Consider the following 20,202-nt stretch of genomic DNA (forward strand, 5'->3'; position numbering starts at 1 on the left):
TTTTGACAAAACATGATATAGTTGTCCCAATTGTTCAATAATTTTTATCGAAAGTGGTTTACGGAGGGGAAACATGTCTACAAAAGCTGATAATCGGCACTTGTATTTGAAAGTAATTGAACGAATTAAAGAGGATATAAAAAATGGGATCTACACTGAGAAGGAAAAGCTGCCTTCTGAATTTGAGCTTTCCAAAAAGCTTGGTGTCAGCAGAGCGACGCTAAGAGAAGCCTTGCGGATACTGGAAGAAGAGCATGTGATTATCAGAAGGCATGGTGTAGGCACTTTTGTCCATTCTAAGCCGTTATTTCTTTCGGGCATTGAACAGCTGAACAGTGTAACCAAGATGATAGAACAGGCGAATATGACCCCTGGCACGATTTTTCTATCATCACAAGTGCTTATGCCGTCTGAAGATGATACGAAGAGATTTCATTTGGCAGAAGGGCAAGAACTTTTTTACCTTGAACGAGTCAGGACAGCTGACGGACAGCCGATTGTGTATTGTATAGACAAAATTCCGATGAATATTTTGCCGAATTCTTTTTCTCATCAGCAAGAATCTATGTTTGACCTTCTTGAGAAAAATTCAGGCTCCGTAATCAGCTATGCAGTAACTGATATAGAACCGATCGGCTATCACGATACCATTTCTCCAGTGCTTGAATGCGATCCTGAAACAGCCCTTTTGCTGTTAAAACAAACCCATTACGATCAGCACGATAAACCGGTGCTTTATTCTTTAAATTATTTTAGAGCAGATAAATTCAGATTTCATGTTTTGCGTAAACGATTCTAAAAACGGACGCCTGTATGTGTCTGTTTTTTTATTTGCACTGATTCATGTTTCTTTGTACATACTTTCATTCCGGTTAACGCAATATATAAGGGATGACAAGAAAGTGAATGGGTGAAAATGTTGAGAGAGAAAAATGGAATGAAAAATATTATTGCATTGTCTTCTGTCCCGCTTGTGATGACACTCGGGAACTCCATGCTGATTCCTGTTCTTCCGATGATGGAGAAAAAGCTGTCTGTGACTTCATTTCAAGTATCTTTAATCATTACTGTATATTCAGTAGTAGCAATTATTTGCATTCCGATTGCCGGATATTTGTCGGATCGTTTTGGGAGAAAAAAAATATTGCTTCCATGCCTCCTTATTGCAGGATTGGGGGGAGCGGTAGCTGCTTTTGCCTCGACCTATATGAAAAATCCTTATGCTATGATCTTGGCGGGGCGGGTTCTTCAAGGCATCGGTTCTGCAGGTGCCGCTCCGATTGTCATGCCGTTTATCGGCGACCTGTTTAAAGGAGACGATGAAAAGGTCAGCGCCGGTCTTGGCGATATTGAAACCGCCAACACGTCAGGGAAGGTACTGAGTCCCATACTTGGAGCCTTACTGGCTTCTTGGTATTGGTTTGTACCATTTTGGTTTATTCCGTTTTTCTGTTTGATCAGCTTTTTGCTCGTATTGTTTTTGGTGGCCAAGCCTGAAGAAGATGAAGATGCGCCTGCTGTTTCTGAGTTTATTAAGAGTGTGAAGAAAATTTTTAAACAGGATGGTCGCTGGCTTTATACGGTCTTCATTATCGGGTGTGTCATTATGTTTTTGTTATTTGGCGTATTATTTTATTTATCAGATACGCTGGAGAACAAGTATGCTATTGACGGAGTAGCTAAAGGCGGATTACTGGCAATCCCACTTTTGTTTTTGTCAACCAGTTCTTTTATAGCTGGCAAAAAGATCGGTAAAGATAAAGGCCGAATGAAATTTTGCGTTGTTACAGGAATGATTCTGTTAACCCTTTCGTTTATTGCCTTGTGGTGGAACCACAGTTTTTATTTTTTATTTGTCTTTTTAAGCTTTGGCGGGATTGGGATTGGAATGGCTCTTCCTGCTTTAGATGCATTGATAACCGAAGGGATTGAAAGTGAACAATGCGGAACCATTTCCTCCTTTTACAATAGCATGCGCTTTATAGGAGTAGCTCTCGGTCCACCTGTTTTTGCTGCATTAATGTCTAATGCAAACTGGATTATTTTCATACTCTCGGCGTTTTGCAGCATCGTTTCTTTATTTTTAGTGCTCTTTACTGTAGATGCTAAAAAAAGTGAAGAAGAAGAAAAAAACTTAGGGACGGTCTAGCCAGCCGTCTTTTTTTGCGCTTCCTTGCACAGTTTACAACTGTACCTATACAGCATGCGGAGGTTATTGTTTCCTTATAAATCCTACAGTTGCTATAATTACATGAAAGAGTGTTTCTGCGGATGCTGAAAATTGGTCATAATACATACTAATTAAGAAATGAACGAAGGAGGTTCCATATGTCATATGTTAATGAACTCAAATCAAAGCACGGCGGTTTAACCGCACACATTGTAAAAACAGAAAAATTCAAAACCGTCTCGCTTATTTTTAAGATGCTTGCGCCGCTGACAAAGGATCAAGTCACCAAAAGAGCGCTGCTCCCGCATGTGCTTCTTCGCGGAACGAAAAGCCATCCGAAAACCGCAGAATTGCGTTCATACCTGGATGAGCTGTACGGCACGTCAGTATCGGCTGACCTTACGAAAAAAGGAGAGCGGCACGTCATTACGTTCAGGCTTGAAATTCCGAATGAAAAATATTTAAAAGACCAAACGCCGCTACTTGAGAAAGGGCTCCAGCTTCTCGCAGAAATCGTCTTTTCACCTGCTTTGGAGGGAGACGCTTTTCAGTCACAATATGTGGCTCAAGAAAAACGGACGCTTAAGCAAAGAATCCAAGCCGTCTATGATGATAAAATGCGCTATTCGAATTTAAGGCTGATACAGGAAATGTGCAAAAATGAGCCTTACGCGCTTCATGTCAATGGTGAAATCGACGATGTCGATGACATTACGGCAGAGCAATTATACGAAACATACCAAAGCGCTATCCAAAAAGACCAGCTTGATTTATATGTAGTTGGCGATGTGGACAGTAACCAGGTACATTCGGCAATTGATAAGTATTTCAAAACAGAAGAGCGAACTCTTGGCACGATTGAAAACAATCACGCTGATGAAAAAGTTCAGCCAAAAGAAGTAATTGATGAAGAGGATGTCAAGCAAGGAAAACTGAATATCGGCTACCGCACCAGCATCACTTATACAGATCAGGATTATCCTGCTTTACAAGTGTTTAACGGATTGTTCGGCGGATTCTCTCATTCTAAACTTTTCATTAATGTTCGGGAAAAAGCCAGTCTTGCTTACTACGCGGCTTCGCGTATAGAAAGTTTTAAAGGCTTGTTAATGGTGATGTCAGGCATTGAAGTGAAAAATTTTGAACAGGCGGTTTCGATTATTGCTGAGCAATTCCAGGCAATGAAAAATGGCGATTTCAGTGAGCAGGATATAGCACAGACAAAGGCCGTCATTCGAAATCAAGTGCTGGAAACGATTGATACAGCATACGGTTTATCTGAATTTTTATATCAGCAGGCTGCTGCTCAAGTCGAGATTCCTATCGAAGACTTTCTTGCCAATATTGAGAATGTCACAAAAGAGGATATCATTAAAGCCGGCGAAAAGATTCAGCTTGATACGACTTATTTCTTAAAAGGGACGGAGGGTGCATCTTGATCAAACCAATCGAATATGAACAGCTTCAGGAGACGCTGTATCATGAAAAAATGTCCAACGGCCTTGATGTTTACGTTTTGCCGAAAAAAGGCTTCAACAAGACATATGCAGTCTTTACAACAAAGTACGGCTCGATAGATAACCGGTTTGTCCCTTTAGGTAAAAACGAGATGGTTCACGTGCCGGACGGGATTGCTCACTTTCTTGAGCACAAGCTGTTTGAAAAAGCGGACGGAGACGTTTTTCAAGATTTCAGCAAACAGGGGGCTTCTGCCAATGCGTTTACGTCATTTACAAGAACAGCTTACCTTTTCTCAAGCACATCAAATGTTGAACGCAATTTAGAGACGCTTATCGATTTCGTACAGGACCCATATTTTACTGAAAAAACGGTTGAAAAGGAAAAAGGGATTATCGGGCAGGAGATTAATATGTACGACGATAACCCTGATTGGAGGCTTTACTTCGGGGTCATTGAAAACATGTACAAAGAGCATCCTGTCAGAATTGACATAGCGGGAACAGTGGAAAGCATTTCACATATTACAAAAGACCTTCTTTATGAATGCTATGAAACGTTTTATCACCCGAGTAACATGCTCCTTTTCATTGTCGGCCCTGTAGATCCTGAAGCGATTATTTCTCAGGTAAGAGAAAACCAGGGGAAAAAGCCGTATACTGATCAGCCGGAGATCAAACGGAAAGAAGTGAAAGAGCAAGAAGCGTTTTTCCGAAAAGAAAAAGAGATCAAAATGAACGTGCAGGGACCGAAATGCCTTGTTGGGCTGAAATCCAAAAATCCGTTTAAATTAGGCAAAGAGCTCTTAAAGCATGAACTTTCAATGAACTTATTGCTTGAAGCTCTTTTTGGCAAAAGCTCTGCCCAGTATGAATCACTTTATGAAAAAGGATATATTGACGAAACGTTTAGCTTTGATTTTACTGCTGAATATGGGTTCGGTTTTGCGGCGATCGGCGGAGATACGCCTGAGCCTGATCAATTAGCTGAAGACATTTCAAGCATGCTTTTGCGCGCCGGTGAACTGATTACTGCTGAAAAGATTGAACTTGCCAGAAAGAAAAAGATCGGCACATTCTTAAAAGCGCTGAATTCCCCTGAATACATCGCCAATCAATTTACCCGTTATGCGTTCTTGGATATGAGCCTGTTTGACGTTGTAACGGTACTCGAGCAGATTACCCTCGAGGATGTCCAGAACGTAATACAAGAGGAAATCGCTGCAGACAGGCTGACTGTCTGCAAGGTTGTTCCTAAATCATAAACAAAACATCCCTCCAGTGTGAGGGGTGTTTTTCTGCGGAAAGAAGGAAAGAGAATGAACAAAACAGCACTAATCACCGGAGCAAGCGGCGGCATTGGCAAAAGCATCAGCGAAACCCTTGCGGCTAAGGGGTACAATCTGCTGCTGCATTACAATACAAATCAAAATGCGGCAGCGGAGCTTGCTGAAAAACTAAGTCAGATGTTTGGCGTAAATACGGAGATATTACAAGCTGATCTGTCCGCGCAAGATGGAGCAGATAAGCTGACAAGTTCAATTGTTCAGCCGGTTGATGCGATTGTTTTAAACAGCGGACGAAGCCATTTTGGGCTGATTACGGATGTAGATAACGCAACGGTTCAGGAAATGGTTCAGCTTCATGTAGCGAGTCCGTATATGCTGACGAGAAACCTTCTGCCAGGCATGATTCGGAATAAATCGGGAGCGATTGTGGCTGTCAGCTCGATTTGGGGAGAGACTGGGGCATCCTGTGAAGTGCTGTACAGCATGGCAAAAGGAGCTCAGCATTCGTTTGTAAAAGGATTGGCTAAGGAGCTGGCGCCAAGCGGAATCAGGGTAAACGCAGTAGCGCCAGGTGCAGTTGATACAAATATGATGAATCAATTTACCCCGGCTGAAAAAGAAGAGATCGCTGATGAGATTCCGATCGGCCGGCTGGCCCGGCCGCAAGAAATTGCGGATGCAACAGCTTTTCTCCTGTCTGAAAAAGCGTCATATATCACCGGCCAAATTCTGTCGGTGAATGGCGGCTGGCACTGCTGATCCGAAAATATTCGGTGTATAGTTTCTTTTGCGAAGGACACAATAATCTTGTAACTTCACATGAAATGGAGGAAACAAGCATGTCAGTATTAGAAAACTGGGATAGCTGGAAAAACTTCCTTGGCGACCGTCTAAACTATGCGCAAGATAAAGGTATGAGCCAGGATACGATTACAGATCTTGCGACAGAAATCGGCAGCTACTTGGCTAATGAAGTGGAATCTAAGAACGAGCAGGAAAAAGTGCTGGCAGATCTTTGGAGTGTAGCATCAAAAGATGAACAGCACGCCATTGCCAATATGATGGTTAAGCTTGTTGAAAATAACAGCACTCACTAGGAAGAGAGGGGATTTTTCCTCTCTTTTTTATGTTTTCCTCATCACAGCAACATTCTTCTTTCTAATTAGAGAAAAATGCTTTATGATAAAGGAAGGTAAAATTTTGCCACAATGAAGGGGGTATATCATTTGGCAAAGCTCGAATGGTATTTTGAATATGAAATTCAAGTGAACCGCCCCGGACTGCTCGGGGATATTTCATCTCTTCTTGGGATGCTTTCTATCAACATCGTAACGATAAACGGCGTCGATCTTTCCAGAAGGGGAATGCTCCTCAGGTGCCGCCATATAGATCAAATTAAACGATTAGAATCAATCTTAAAAACGATGGAAACAATTAAAGTAACGAAGCTTAGAGAACCGAGGCTTCGCGACCGTCTTGCCGTACGCCACGGCCGTTATATTCAACGGGATGCCGATGACAAGAAAACGTTCCGCTTTGAACGGGACGAGCTTGGCTTATTAGTCGATTTTATGGCCGAATTGTTCAAAAAAGAAGGCCATAAATTAATCGGAATCAGAGGTATGCCACGAGTCGGGAAAACGGAATCGATTGTAGCCTCTAGTGTGTGTGCAAGCAAAAGGTGGCTGTTTGTGTCATCAACCTTGCTGAAGCAGACGATAAGAAGCCAGCTGATTGCCGATGAATACAGCACTGAAAATGTCTTTATCGTTGACGGAATTGTGTCAACACGAAGAGGATCAGAACGCCATCTCCAGCTGGTCCGAGAAATCATGCGGCTGCCTGCAACAAAAGTGGTGGAGCATCCGGACATATTCGTTCAAAATACAGAGTATACACTAGATGACTTTGATTATATTATTGAACTGAGAAATGACCCTGATGAGGTTATTACATATGAACATGCCGAGGAACCCCAAATGTTTGATCAATCCGGGTTTTCAAGCTTTGATTTTTAAAATTGGAAGGTGTTTGTTGTGACTGAACTAGGAATCCGGCTCAAAGAAGCCAGAGAGGAAAAAGCAATGTCATTGGATGATCTCCAAGCGGCAACAAAGATTCAAAAAAGGTATTTAACCGCCTTGGAGGAAGGAAACTATGACATTATTCCGGGGAAGTTTTATGTTCGGGCATTCATCAAGCAATATGCAGAAGCCGTTGGGCTTGATGCGGATCAGCTGTTTGAGGAGCATAAAAAAGATATCCCTAATACGTATCATGATGATGTGTCTGAAAAGATCTCCGGCATGAATCTTCAAAAGGAAATGCCAAAGCCAGCATCTAAGGCGCTGGAGCTGCTGCCAACAATACTTGTTATTCTCGGCGTGATTGTCGTGATTGCCATTGTGTACGCGATCATTCAATTTGCCAATCACAAAAACAGTGATGATCACAATGCGGCATCAGAAAAAGCAATTACGCAAAGTGAGAGCAAATACGAAATCCCTAAAGATTCAACGCTGAAAGAGAATCAAAATAACAGCTCTGAAAAAGAGACAGACACTAAAAAAGAAACGAAAGAAAACGAAGATAAGAAAAAAGAAAATGACAGTGAGAAGCTGGAGATTAAAGCTGCTGGCACTGAAGGATCGTTAACGACTTATGAAGTGTCCGGCGCTGATAAAATCGAGCTGGAACTGAAGGCATCAGACAGCTCGTGGATTCGAGTGCGCGATGAAAACAGCAGCTCTTTAAAAGAAGGAACGCTGAAAAAAGACGAAACCTATAAAAAAGACATAACTGATCAGAAACAAGTTGATATCCGCACCGGATATGCACCTAATCTGAAAATAAAAATCAACGGTAAGGTTCTTTCATATGAACTTGATCCGAAAAAAGTGATGGCACAAACCATAAAGATTGTAAATAAAAAGGAAGAAAAGTCATCTTAATTATCAGATGACTTTTCTTCACGTCCGAGTATGAAATTGGAGGGGCTTTATGTTTAACTTACCAAATAAAATCACACTAGCTAGAATCGCATTAATCCCAATCTTCATGATTATCATGCTGGCGCCGTTTGACTGGGGCAGGCTCGAAGTTGGAGACGAATCAATCCCGGTCGCACATTTGGCGGGGGCCATTCTATTTATTATTGCATCTACAACAGACTGGGTGGACGGGTATTATGCCCGAAAATTGAATCTCGTAACAAACTTCGGGAAATTTCTTGATCCGCTTGCGGACAAACTGCTCGTATCCGCAGCGTTAATTATCCTTGTTCAATTTGATCTCGCTCCAGCTTGGATGGTCATTGTGATTATCAGCAGGGAGTTTGCCGTGACAGGTTTAAGGCTTGTTTTGGCCGGAACAGGAGAAGTCGTAGCTGCTAACATGCTTGGTAAAATCAAAACCTGGGCACAGATTATTGCGGTATCCGCATTGCTTCTTCATAATCTTCCATTTGAACTTGTGTCATTCCCGTTTGCGGACTTGGCGCTGTGGGTAGCCGTCTTCTTTACTGTCGTTTCAGGCTGGGAATATTTCTCTAAAAACTGGGAAGCGTTAAAAACATCTAACTAAGAAAGAAGGACTTCGTCATGGAATTTCCAAAAAAAGCAGAAATAATTGCAGTCGGTTCAGAGCTGCTGCTTGGCCAAATCGCCAATACAAATGCTCAATTTATCAGCAAACAGCTCGCTGAAATCGGGGTCAACGTATTTTATCATACAGCGGTCGGAGATAACCCGGAGCGGCTGAAGCAGGTCATCCGCATTGCTGAAGAACGCTCTGACTTCATTATTTTTTCAGGAGGGCTTGGACCCACAAAAGATGATCTGACGAAAGAAACGATTGCAAATACGCTGGGACGTCCGCTTGTGTTAAATGATGAGGCATTCCAATCCATTGAGGACTATTTCAAACGAACAAAACGCACGATGTCACCTAATAACCGAAAACAGGCGCTTGTGATCGAAGGCTCTGACGTGCTGGCGAATCACTTTGGAATGGCCCCGGGAATGCTCACAGAGCATGAATCGCGCTATTATATGCTTCTTCCTGGACCGCCGAGCGAATTGCGTCCAATGTTTGAAAACGAGGCAAAGCCTCTTCTGCTGAAAAAGATGGGTTCAAATGAAAAAATTGTGTCAACTGTTCTTCGCTTTTTCGGTATCGGTGAATCTCAGCTTGAAGCCGATTTGGAAGATATTATTGATGCACAAACCAATCCGACAATTGCGCCTTTGGCGGCTGATGGAGAGGTGACGCTGCGTCTGACAGCCAAACACGCCGATGAAAAGGAAACAGAGCGTCTGTTAAAAGAAACAGAGGCCGTTATCTTAGAGCGTGTCGGTGAATTTTTCTATGGTTACGATGATACTTCTCTTGTAAAAGAGCTATCTATAGCGTGTAAGGAAAAAGGCATTACAATTTCTGCGGCAGAAAGCTTTACCGGAGGGCTGTTTTCTGAATGGCTGACGGATCATAGCGGTGCCTCAAAATTATTTGCCGGGGGCGTTGTTTGCTATACAAACGACGTGAAGCAGAATGTGCTTGGTGTCAAGAAGGAAACATTAGATCGTTTTGGGGCGGTCAGCAAGGAATGCGCATCAGAACTGGCTAAGGGTGTTCAAAAACTCACTGGCAGCGATATCGGCATTAGCTTTACTGGTGTAGCAGGACCTGATGCTCAAGAAGGGCATGAGCCTGGGCATGTGTTTATCGGCATTTCCGCAAACGGTAAAGAAGAGGTTCACGAGTTTCACTTTGCGGGCTCCAGAACGGGGATCAGAAAACGCGGCGCTAAATACGGCTGCCATTTAATCTTAAAGCTTTTAGAGCAAAAATAATATTTTCAGCACATTATCCTCCTAAGAAAACATGATTTCTCTGATACATTATGATATTTTGATAGGAATCACGCTAAGAAAAAATCCGAATATGCGTTCGCTTTTTTCTTGGCAAATCCCTTCAAACAGGGTATAGTATATGTAGTGGTAACATAAAGGAGGAAAAAATAGAATGAGTGATCGTCAGGCAGCCTTAGATATGGCTCTTAAACAAATAGAAAAACAGTTCGGCAAAGGTTCCATTATGAAACTGGGAGAAAAGACAGATACAAGAATTTCTACTGTCCCAAGCGGCTCCCTAGCCCTTGATACAGCACTGGGAATTGGCGGATATCCTCGCGGACGGATTATTGAAGTATACGGTCCTGAAAGCTCAGGTAAAACAACTGTGGCGCTTCATGCGATTGCTGAAGTTCAGCAGCAGGGCGGACAAGCCGCGTTTATCGATGCGGAGCATGCGTTAGATCCGGTATACGCGCAAAAGCTCGGTGTTAACATCGAAGAGCTTTTACTGTCTCAGCCTGACACAGGCGAGCAGGCGCTTGAAATTGCGGAAGCATTGGTTCGAAGCGGGGCAGTTGACATTGTCGTTGTCGACTCTGTAGCCGCTCTCGTTCCGAAAGCGGAAATTGAAGGCGACATGGGAGATTCTCATGTCGGTTTACAAGCACGCTTAATGTCTCAAGCGCTTCGTAAGCTTTCAGGGGCCATTAACAAATCGAAGACAATCGCGATTTTCATTAACCAAATTCGTGAAAAAGTCGGCGTTATGTTCGGGAACCCGGAAACAACTCCTGGAGGCCGTGCGTTGAAATTCTACTCTTCCGTGCGTCTTGAAGTGCGCCGTGCTGAACAGCTGAAACAAGGCAACGACGTAATGGGGAACAAAACGAAAATCAAAGTCGTGAAAAACAAGGTGGCTCCGCCGTTCCGTACAGCCGAGGTTGACATTATGTACGGAGAAGGCATTTCAAAAGAAGGCGAAATCATTGATCTAGGAACTGAACTTGATATCGTGCAAAAAAGCGGTTCATGGTACTCTTATGAAGAAGAGCGTCTTGGCCAAGGCCGTGAAAATGCAAAACAATTCCTGAAAGAAAATAAAGATATCATGCTGATGATCCAGGAGCAAATTCGCGAACATTACGGCTTGGATAATAACGGAGTAGTGCAGCAGCAAGCTGAAGAGACACAAGAAGAACTCGAATTTGAAGAATAAAAATAAAATAAGTTTCAAATGATACAAAAGGCTGAGTGAAAAACTCAGCTTTTTTGTATTTTGCAAAAAAATGATAAAAATATTGCTTTTTTTGACAACTTTTTTAGGGCTTTATTCGTCTAACAAAACGTGTGCAAAATGGAATTTATTTTGGGAGGAAAAAATGAATGACAAGCCCAACCCGCAGAAGAACTGCGAAACGCAGACGGAGAAAACTAAATAAAAGAGGAAAACTGTTGCTTGGTCTTTTAGCAGTGATGGTTTGCATTACGATTTGGAATGCTCTTCATCGAAATAGTGAAGAAAACGAGCCATCTCAAGAAACTGCAGCGGTTTCAAATACCGATCAGAAAAAAGAGGTCAAAAAGAAAACTGCCAAAAAATCAGAGGAACAAATCAAAACAGTGGATCGAAATCAAAAAATCAGCAATTATTTAGAAGAGATCGGTTTCAGCGGAACAGCCATGATTGTCAGAAATGGAGAAATCGTAACAAATAAAGGTTTTGGCTATGCTGACCGTAAACACTATATTCAAAATAATCCATTGACATCTTTTTATGTCGGTTCATCACAAAAAGCGCTGATTGCAACTGCTATTTTGCAGCTTGAGGAAAAGGGGAAACTTCAGACAAGTGATCCGGTAAGCACGTATTTACCTCATTTTCCCAACGGACAAACGATTACTTTGAAGAATCTGCTTACACATACATCGGGGATAAACGGACATATTGAAGGAAACGGCGCCATTACTCCGGACGATTTAATAAAAGACATAGAACTTCAGGGAATCAAACGTCAGCCGGGCGTATGGGACTACAAGGATTCCAACTATTCTGTTCTCGCTTATATTATTGCTGAAGTAAGCGGTGAGCCCTATGAACAGTACATAAAGAATCATATTTTTAAACCTGCGGGAATGACGCATGCAGGCTTTTACAAAACATATGAAAAAGAACCTTATCCTGCTGTCGGGTATAAGATGGAGGGCAGCAAAACAGTTACACCGTATATACCTGATCTATCCCAGCTGTATGGAGCCGGTGATATTTATATGAGCGCTATAGATATGTACAAATTTGACCAAGCGCTGATAGACGGAAAACTGTATTCGCAAAAAAGCTATGAAAAGATGTTTACGCCAGGGAGCAGCTCCACATACGGCATGGGATTTTATGTTGCTCCCGGAAGCTATTCAAACCATGGTGTTATGCCGGGCTTCAATATCTTGAACAGCTTTAGCAAATCTGGGCAAACCATTGTTATTTTGTTCTCAAACATTCAAAATAATGCTAAATTGGGCCAAGTGAACAATAAAATATACCAGCTTCTAAATCAAGAATGATTGGCGATCTTCTTTTGGATGAATTGCATTCGGCACGTGAAAAGACGAATGGCCTGCAAACGTTAAGATGGCAAGCTTGACAAGTATTTCCGACACATTTACAATGAAGTTGTAACATTTGTTTTTTTAACATGATTGTTAAACCATTTAAACTTGACAAGGGCGATGAACACTCTCATTCCCTGTGAAGGTTCTGTATGTTGAGAAAACTAGACAATGTACATGCCGACACTTTTTAAGCAACAACCAAGTTCATAGCAAGAGGAGGTGAAAGTATGACCCCAATTATGATGGTTCTCATCTCCATTTTGCTGATTCTACTCGGTTTAGTTGTTGGCTACTTTGTTCGTAAAACCATTGCCGAAGCGAAAATTGCGGGCGCACGCGGTGCAGCCGAGCAAATTCTTGAAGATGCGAAGCGTGATGCTGAAGCACTGAAAAAAGAAGCTCTGCTTGAAGCAAAGGATGAAATCCACAAACTTCGAATAGATGCTGAACAGGAAGTTCGTGAAAGACGAAATGAGCTTCAAAAACAAGAAAACCGTTTACTCCAAAAGGAGGAAAACCTTGATCGCAAACATGAGGGAATTGATAAACGGGAAGCGATGTTGGAGAAGAAAGATCATTCTCTGAATGAACGACAACAACATATTGAAGAGATGGAAAGCAAAGTGGATGAGATGATTCGTATGCAGCAGTCTGAGTTGGAACGAATTTCGAGTCTGACTCGTGATGAAGCGAAACAAATCATTCTTGAGCGGGTTGAAAACGAGCTTTCACATGACATCGCCATCATGACAAAAGAAACTGAAAACCGTGCGAAAGAAGAGGCGGATAAGAAAGCGAAAAACATTCTTTCACTCGCCTTACAGCGCTGCGCAGCGGACCACGTTGCCGAAACAACGGTATCAGTTGTCAATCTTCCAAATGATGAGATGAAAGGACGTATCATCGGACGGGAAGGGCGTAACATTCGTACGCTTGAAACGCTGACAGGAATTGACCTGATTATTGATGATACGCCTGAAGCTGTCATTCTTTCCGGATTTGATCCGATCAGACGTGAGACAGCCAGAATTGCTCTTGATAAACTCGTTCAGGATGGCCGTATTCATCCGGCACGGATTGAAGAAATGGTTGAAAAATCTCGCCGCGAGGTCGATGACTATATTCGTGAGATGGGTGAGCAAACGACATTTGAGGTTGGCGTTCACGGCCTCCACCCAGATCTCATCAAGATCCTCGGCCGCTTAAAGTTCCGTACAAGCTACGGTCAAAATGTGCTTAAGCATTCCATGGAAGTCGCATTCTTGGCCGGTCTAATGGCATCGGAGCTTGGTGAAGACGCAAAGCTTGCTAAACGTGCGGGTCTTCTTCACGACATCGGGAAAGCAATTGACCATGAAGTAGAAGGAAGCCACGTTGAAATCGGGGTAGAGCTTGCGACCAAATATAAAGAGCACCCAGTCGTGATTAACAGTATTGCATCACACCACGGGGATGAGGAGCCGACTTCCATTATTGCTGTACTGGTAGCTGCAGCAGATGCGCTTTCCGCTGCAAGACCTGGCGCAAGAAGTGAGACGCTCGAGAATTATATTCGAAGACTTGAAAAACTCGAAGAAATTTCTGAGTCCTACGAAGGTGTTGAAAAATCATTTGCCATTCAGGCTGGACGCGAAGTGCGTATTATGGTGAAGCCGGATTCAATTAATGATCTTGAGGCTCATCGACTGGCGCGAGATATCCGCAAGCGAATTGAGGACGAGCTCGATTATCCAGGTCATATTAAGGTGACAGTAATCAGAGAGACTCGAGCCGTAGAGTATGCAAAATAAAGTGATGCGCTAAGCATCACTTTATTTTTTTGACGGCAAGGAATTTTCAAGAAGAAAGGATTTACAAAATGAGAATTTTATTTATCGGAGATGTTGTCGGTTCACCGGGCCGTGACATGGTCAAAGAATATGTACCAAAGCTAAAAACAAAATATAAGCCTCACTTTACCATTATTAATGGTGAAAACGCCGCACATGGAAAAGGCCTGACGGAAAAAATTTATCACAGCTTAATCCAGTCCGGCGCAGATGCAATCACAATGGGGAACCACACATGGGACAAAAAAGAAATATTTGATTTTATAGATGACGTTCCGAACTTGGTTCGCCCGGCAAACTTTCCTGAAGGAACACCGGGGAAAGGGATCACATATGTGAAAGCAAACGGCAAAGAACTAGCAGTCATTAATTTGCAGGGACGTACGTTTTTGCCGCCGCTTGATGACCCGTTTTTAAAAGCGGATGAATTGATCGCAGAAGCTGCGAAAAGAACACCGTACATTTTTATCGACTTTCATGCCGAAGCGACAAGTGAAAAGCTCGCACTTGGCTGGTATGCGGATGGAAGGGCGTCGGCTGTAGTAGGAACTCATACACATGTGCAAACAGCGGATAACCGCATTTTGCCGAAGGGAACGGCATATATTACTGATGTGGGAATGACTGGCCCGTATGACGGTATACTGGGGATGGACAGAGAGACGATTATTAAGCGATTCAAAACGAACCTTCCAGTCCGGTTTACTGTCGCTGAAGGAAAAACAACGCTCAGCGGAGTTGTCATTGACATTGACGATCAAACGAAAAAAGCCGTGAAAATTGAGCGTATTTTAATCAACGATGATCACATGTTCTTTGAATAGTTGAACATATGGTTATTTTATAAAAATATTAAAAAGAAAAGCAGGAATATAGCAACTCCTTAGTGAATATAGTAAAAATGGAAGGTAGCCCGCTATTTTTGAAAAGCATTGTGGGGATGGCTTTTTGGATAGCAACATCTAATAATGATTGTTCTAATGAACACTCACTTATCCATTGTAAAACTAAGGGGGAGCAGAAATGGAAATCTTAAAAGTTTCAGCAAAATCGAGTCCAAATTCAGTGGCAGGTGCGCTTGCAGGCGTGTTGAGAGAGCGAGGAGCCGCCGAGATTCAAGCGATCGGAGCGGGTGCATTAAACCAGGCTGTAAAAGCTGTGGCGATTGCCAGGGGATTTGTGGCGCCTAGCGGCGTTGATTTGATTTGTATTCCGGCTTTTACAGATATTCAAATCGATGGGGAAGAAAGAACAGCGATTAAATTAATCGTGGAGCCTCGCTAAAAACAAATAAAGCATTCTCAACCTGTTTGCGTAATGCAAACAGGTTGTTTTTCATTTATTGTGATATTTTCTCCCGATAGTATTTTTAGCACATAAATGAGCGAATATACAAAATCAGAAATGAGCTAAAACGTTTCAAAAAAAATTTCCGCCCATTTTTCAAGACAGATACTTTTGTCCTTCTGGAAAAGACAGTGCTGTTTACGCTTATTCCATATCATGGTACAATCCGAATATAACAAGAATTTTTCAAGGAGGATTGTACATGCAGAGTGGAAAGATGAAAGCTCTAATGAAAAAGGACGGGGCGTTCGGTGCTGTGCTTACTGAAGTTCCCATTCCTGAGATTGATAAACATGAAGTCCTCATAAAAGTGAAAGCCGCTTCCATATGCGGCACGGATGTCCACATTTATAATTGGGATCAATGGGCACGTCAGAGAATCAAAACACCCTATGTTTTCGGCCATGAGTTCAGCGGCATCGTAGAGGGCGTGGGAGAGAATGTCAGCAGTGTAAAAGTGGGAGAGTATGTGTCTGCGGAAACACACATTGTCTGTGGTGAATGTGTCCCTTGCCTAACAGGAAAATCTCATGTGTGTACCAATACTGCTATAATCGGAGTGGACACGGCAGGCTGTTTTGCGGAGTATGTAAAAGTTCCAGCTGATAATATTTGGAGAAATCCCGCTGATATGGACCCGTCGATTGCTTCCATTCAAGAGCCTTTAGGAAATGCAGTTCATACCGTACTCGAGAGCCAGCCTGCAGGAGGAACGACTGCAGTGATTGGATGCGGACCGATTGGTCTTATGGCTGTTGCGGTTGCAAAAGCAGCAGGAGCTTCTCAGGTGATAGCGATTGATAAGAATGAATACAGGCTGAGGCTTGCAAAACAAATGGGAGCGACTTGTACTGTTTCTATTGAAAAAGAAGACCCGCTCAAAATTGTAAGCGCTTTAACGAGTGGGGAAGGAGCAGATCTTGTTTGTGAGATGTCGGGACATCCCTCAGCGATTGCCCAAGGTCTTGCGATGGCTGCAAATGGCGGAAGATTTCATATTCTCAGCTTGCCGGAACATCCGGTGACAATTGATTTGACGAATAAAGTGGTATTTAAAGGGCTTACCATCCAAGGAATCACAGGAAGAAAAATGTTTTCAACATGGCGCCAGGTGTCTCAGTTGATCAGTTCAAACGTGATCGATCTTGAACCTGTTATTACCCATCAGTTTCCGTTAGAGGAGTTTGAAAAAGGTTTCGAACTGATGAGAAGCGGGCAGTGCGGAAAAGTAATTTTAATTCCATAAAGGGGGATAAACATGACGAAGGAATTTGAGTTTTTAAAAGCAGAGCTTGATAGTATGAAAGAAAACCATACATGGCAAGACATAAAACAGCTTGAATCTATGCAGGGCCCCTCTGTCACAGTGAATCACCAAAAAGTCATTCAGCTATCTTCTAATAATTACCTCGGATTCACTTCACATCCTAGACTCATCAACGCCGCACAGGAGGCCGTTCAGCAGTATGGAGCCGGCACCGGATCAGTGAGAACGATTGCCGGTACATTTACAATGCATCAAGAGCTTGAGAAAAAGCTGGCAGCCTTTAAAAAAACGGAGGCGGCACTTGTATTCCAATCAGGCTTCACAACAAACCAAGGCGTACTTTCAAGTATTCTATCAAAAGAGGACATTGTCATCTCAGATGAATTGAACCATGCCTCTATTATTGACGGAATTCGACTGACAAAGGCGGATAAAAAGGTGTATCAGCACGTCAATATGAGTGATTTAGAGCGGGTGCTGAGAAAGTCAATGAATTATCGGATGCGTCTGATTGTGACAGACGGCGTATTTTCCATGGATGGCAACATAGCTCCTCTGCCTGATATTGTAGAGCTCGCTGAGAAATATGACGCATTTGTGATGGTGGATGACGCCCATGCATCCGGAGTACTTGGCGAAAACGGCAGGGGAACGGTGAATCACTTCGGTCTTGACGGCAGAGTGCATATTCAGGTCGGAACATTAAGCAAGGCAATCGGAGTGCTCGGCGGCTACGCTGCAGGTTCAAAGGTGCTGATCGATTATTTGCGCCATAAAGGCCGTCCATTTTTATTCAGCACATCTCATCCGCCGGCTGTCACTGCAGCTTGTATGGAAGCGATTGATGTCTTGCTTGAAGAGCCGGAGCATATGGAGCGCTTGTGGGAGAATACTGCCTATTTTAAAGCAATGCTTGTGAAAATGGGCCTGACTCTCACGAAGAGTGAAACGCCGATTCTTCCTATTTTAATAGGTGATGAAGGTGTGGCAAAGCAATTTTCAGATCAGCTCCTTTCTCACGGTGTTTTTGCCCAAAGTATCGTTTTCCCGACTGTAGCAAAGGGAAAAGCCAGAATTCGCACGATTATAACAGCAGAGCACACTAAAGATGAACTGGATCAGGCGCTTGATGTCATCGAAAAGACGGCAAAGGAGCTCCAGCTATTGTAACAAGAGGAAGAGTTTACTCTTCCTCTTTTGATTCCTTATTGATTATTATTCTCAATGAGTGTACAATGATAGGTTGCCAGTTGTGCAGAGCTTCAATAACCTTTATACTGAAGGGTGGAAGTTTGGTTTGAAAGGAGAAAATATGACATGAATGAAAAACAAAAATTAGAGAGCGGACAAGTTAATCCATCGGACAAAAAATCCGAGAAGGATTACAGCAAGTACTTTGAAGCTGTTTACATTCCGCCTTCTTTAAAAGACGCGAAAAAACGAGGCAAGGAAGCCGTTACTTATCATAATGACTTTAAAATTTCTGAACAATTTAAAGGATTGGGAGACGGAAGAAAGTTCTATATCCGTACGTACGGCTGCCAAATGAATGAACACGATACAGAGGTTATGGCAGGGATCTTTATGGCGCTCGGTTACGAAGCGACAAACTCTGTTGACGACGCCAATGTCATTTTGTTAAATACATGTGCAATCCGTGAAAATGCTGAAAACAAGGTGTTTGGTGAGCTTGGGCACTTAAAAGCACTGAAAAAAAACAATCCCGATCTGATTTTAGGCGTGTGCGGCTGTATGTCCCAAGAGGAATCAGTCGTGAACCGTATTTTGAAAAAACATCCGTTTGTCGATATGATTTTCGGAACGCATAACATTCATCGCCTGCCGGAGCTTTTGTCAGAAGCATACCTTTCAAAAGAAATGGTTGTAGAAGTTTGGTCTAAGGAAGGGGACGTTATTGAAAACCTTCCAAAAGTCCGAAATGGAAAAATTAAGGGCTGGGTCAATATCATGTACGGCTGTGACAAATTCTGTACGTATTGCATTGTGCCTTACACACGCGGGAAAGAAAGAAGCCGCCGCCCTGAAGATATCATTCAGGAAGTGAGAAGGCTCGCAAGTGAAGGCTATAAGGAAATTACTCTGTTAGGCCAAAACGTAAACGCGTATGGAAAAGACTTTGAAGATATGACGTACGGACTTGGTGATTTGATGGATGAACTGAGAAAAATCGATATCCCGAGAATCCGTTTTACAACGAGTCATCCGCGCGACTTTGACGACCGCCTCATTGAAGTGCTGGCAAAAGGCGGAAATCTGCTTGATCACATTCATCTTCCGGTTCAATCAGGAAGCTCAGAAGTTCTGAAGCTGATGGCCCGCAAATATGACAGAGAGCGTTACATGGAGCTGGTGCGAAAAATAAAGACAGCGATGCCAAACGCTTCTTTGACAACGGACATTATCGTCGGATTTCCAAATGAAACGGACGAACAGTTTGAAGAAACGCTTTCTCTATACCGTGAAGTGGAGTTTGACAGCGCCTATACGTTCATTTACTCTCCGCGTGAGGGCACTCCGGCTGCTAAGATGAAAGATAATGTACCGATGCGTGTGAAAAAAGAACGCCTGCAGCGTCTAAACGCACTGGTGAATGAAATTTCTGCTAAAAAAATGAAGGAATACGAAGGCAAGGTTGTCGAAGTATTAGTTGAGGGTGAAAGCAAAAATAACCCTGATATTCTTGCCGGCTATACGGAAAAAAGCAAGCTTGTCAATTTCAAAGGGCCGAAGGAAGCCATCGGCAAAATCGTCCGCGTGAAAATCCAGCAAGCGAAAACATGGTCGCTTGACGGAGAAATGGTAGGAGAAGCAATCGAGGTGAAATAAGATGACGCTCTACTCAAAAAAAGACATTGTGCAGCAGGCACGAAACCTTGCAAAAATGATTTCTGAAACAGAAGAGGTTGATTTTTTCAAACGGGCTGAAGCGCAAATCAATGAGAATGACAAAGTGTCCACAATCGTTAATCAGATTAAAGCCCTGCAAAAGCAGGCTGTCAATCTGAAGCATTATGAAAAGCATGAAGCGCTCAAACAAGTAGAAGCAAAAATTGACGCGCTGCAAGAAGAGCTTGAAGAGATTCCTGTTATCCAGGAATTCAGAGACTCGCAGATGGAAGTAAATGACCTACTGCAGCTCGTTGCACACACCATTTCCAACCAAGTCACAAATGAAATCATCACATCAACCGGAGGCGACCTGCTGAAAGGGGAAACCGGTTCAAAGGTGAAGCATTCAAATAACAGCTGTTCTCTCTAAACACGGTGCCTTAACAGGCCCGTGTTTTTTCATCATTTGTGCGGTTATAAATGAACTAAATAATCTATGTACTAAATATTCAATTGGTTTTTCTGTGCTCAGC

At 42.8% G+C, this 20,202-nt stretch carries 19 protein-coding genes; all 19 read left to right on the top strand.

Going from position 1 to position 20,202, the window contains the following annotated elements; genetic code table 11:
* Positions 1-73: 73 nt before the first annotated feature.
* The 19 genes from NSQ83_RS09230 (at position 74) to ricA (ending at position 20,099) form a co-directional block, all read left to right on the top strand.
* The gene (locus NSQ83_RS09230) at positions 74-799 is read left to right on the top strand and encodes a GntR family transcriptional regulator (protein WP_003245732.1); all 726 of its coding nucleotides are present in this window, start codon (positions 74-76) and stop codon (positions 797-799) included.
* A 138-nt stretch (positions 800-937) separates the two neighbouring features.
* Entirely contained in the window at positions 938-2,149 is a 1,212-nt protein-coding gene (gene bcbE / locus NSQ83_RS09235) for a bacillibactin exporter BcbE (RefSeq protein ID WP_031600514.1), read from the top strand.
* Positions 2,150-2,328: 179 nt separating this feature from the next.
* Positions 2,329-3,609: a pitrilysin family protein gene (locus NSQ83_RS09240; protein WP_015715896.1), complete on the top strand. Its 1,281-nt coding sequence runs from the start codon at positions 2,329-2,331 to the stop codon at positions 3,607-3,609.
* Complete coding sequence (locus NSQ83_RS09245; protein WP_339239175.1) at positions 3,606-4,892, top strand: pitrilysin family protein; 1,287 nt, start codon at positions 3,606-3,608, stop codon at positions 4,890-4,892. The genes NSQ83_RS09240 and NSQ83_RS09245 overlap by 4 nt, the downstream gene beginning before the upstream one ends.
* Positions 4,893-4,946: 54 nt before the next feature.
* Positions 4,947-5,675 carry an EF-P-5 aminopentanone reductase gene (gene efpI / locus NSQ83_RS09250; RefSeq protein WP_015715897.1) on the top strand — a complete coding sequence of 243 codons (729 nt, stop codon included), beginning with the start codon at positions 4,947-4,949 and terminating at the stop codon, positions 5,673-5,675.
* Positions 5,676-5,755: 80 nt separating this feature from the next.
* A complete protein-coding gene (locus NSQ83_RS09255; protein ID WP_003245199.1) occupies positions 5,756-6,013 on the top strand; it encodes a DUF3243 domain-containing protein in 258 nt (85 codons plus the stop codon).
* 129 nt (positions 6,014-6,142) lie between these two features.
* Positions 6,143-6,934, top strand: coding sequence for a YmfK family protein (locus NSQ83_RS09260; protein WP_003220998.1), 792 nt, complete (start codon positions 6,143-6,145; stop codon positions 6,932-6,934).
* Positions 6,935-7,000: 66 nt separating this feature from the next.
* A complete protein-coding gene (gene rodZ / locus NSQ83_RS09265) occupies positions 7,001-7,867 on the top strand; it encodes a cell shape determination protein RodZ (RefSeq protein WP_010886511.1) in 867 nt (288 codons plus the stop codon).
* A gap of 49 nt (positions 7,868-7,916) precedes the next feature.
* Complete coding sequence (gene pgsA / locus NSQ83_RS09270) at positions 7,917-8,498, top strand: CDP-diacylglycerol--glycerol-3-phosphate 3-phosphatidyltransferase (protein ID WP_003244753.1); 582 nt, start codon at positions 7,917-7,919, stop codon at positions 8,496-8,498.
* Between the two features lie 17 nt (positions 8,499-8,515).
* Positions 8,516-9,766, top strand: coding sequence for a competence/damage-inducible protein A (locus NSQ83_RS09275; RefSeq protein WP_003231847.1), 1,251 nt, complete (start codon positions 8,516-8,518; stop codon positions 9,764-9,766).
* Positions 9,767-9,938: 172 nt separating this feature from the next.
* Positions 9,939-10,985 (top strand): recombinase RecA, encoded by a 1,047-nt coding sequence (recA, locus tag NSQ83_RS09280; RefSeq protein WP_003245789.1) that lies wholly within the window; start codon positions 9,939-9,941, stop codon positions 10,983-10,985.
* Between the two features lie 167 nt (positions 10,986-11,152).
* A complete protein-coding gene (locus tag NSQ83_RS09285) occupies positions 11,153-12,328 on the top strand; it encodes a serine hydrolase domain-containing protein (RefSeq protein ID WP_029726484.1) in 1,176 nt (391 codons plus the stop codon).
* Positions 12,329-12,603: 275 nt separating this feature from the next.
* Positions 12,604-14,166: a ribonuclease Y gene (gene rny, locus NSQ83_RS09290; RefSeq protein WP_003221010.1), complete on the top strand. Its 1,563-nt coding sequence runs from the start codon at positions 12,604-12,606 to the stop codon at positions 14,164-14,166.
* Positions 14,167-14,234: 68 nt separating this feature from the next.
* Complete coding sequence (gene ymdB / locus NSQ83_RS09295; RefSeq protein ID WP_029726483.1) at positions 14,235-15,029, top strand: 2',3'-cyclic-nucleotide 2'-phosphodiesterase; 795 nt, start codon at positions 14,235-14,237, stop codon at positions 15,027-15,029.
* Between the two features lie 199 nt (positions 15,030-15,228).
* A complete protein-coding gene (gene spoVS, locus NSQ83_RS09300; protein WP_003154135.1) occupies positions 15,229-15,489 on the top strand; it encodes a stage V sporulation protein SpoVS in 261 nt (86 codons plus the stop codon).
* A gap of 265 nt (positions 15,490-15,754) precedes the next feature.
* The gene (gene tdh / locus NSQ83_RS09305; RefSeq protein WP_029726482.1) at positions 15,755-16,798 is read left to right on the top strand and encodes an L-threonine 3-dehydrogenase; all 1,044 of its coding nucleotides are present in this window, start codon (positions 15,755-15,757) and stop codon (positions 16,796-16,798) included.
* 12 nt (positions 16,799-16,810) lie between these two features.
* Positions 16,811-17,989 (top strand): glycine C-acetyltransferase, encoded by a 1,179-nt coding sequence (locus NSQ83_RS09310; protein ID WP_014664025.1) that lies wholly within the window; start codon positions 16,811-16,813, stop codon positions 17,987-17,989.
* A 147-nt stretch (positions 17,990-18,136) separates the two neighbouring features.
* Complete coding sequence (gene miaB / locus NSQ83_RS09315; protein WP_014479820.1) at positions 18,137-19,666, top strand: tRNA (N6-isopentenyl adenosine(37)-C2)-methylthiotransferase MiaB; 1,530 nt, start codon at positions 18,137-18,139, stop codon at positions 19,664-19,666.
* A gap of 1 nt (position 19,667) precedes the next feature.
* Positions 19,668-20,099, top strand: a complete 432-nt coding sequence (gene ricA, locus NSQ83_RS09320) for a regulatory iron-sulfur-containing complex subunit RicA (RefSeq protein WP_003231834.1) — start codon at positions 19,668-19,670, stop codon at positions 20,097-20,099.
* Positions 20,100-20,202 lie beyond the last annotated feature (103 nt).

Source organism: Bacillus sp. PS217, from assembly GCF_037963535.1.
Taxonomy (GTDB): Bacteria; Bacillota; Bacilli; order Bacillales; family Bacillaceae; genus Bacillus; species Bacillus subtilis.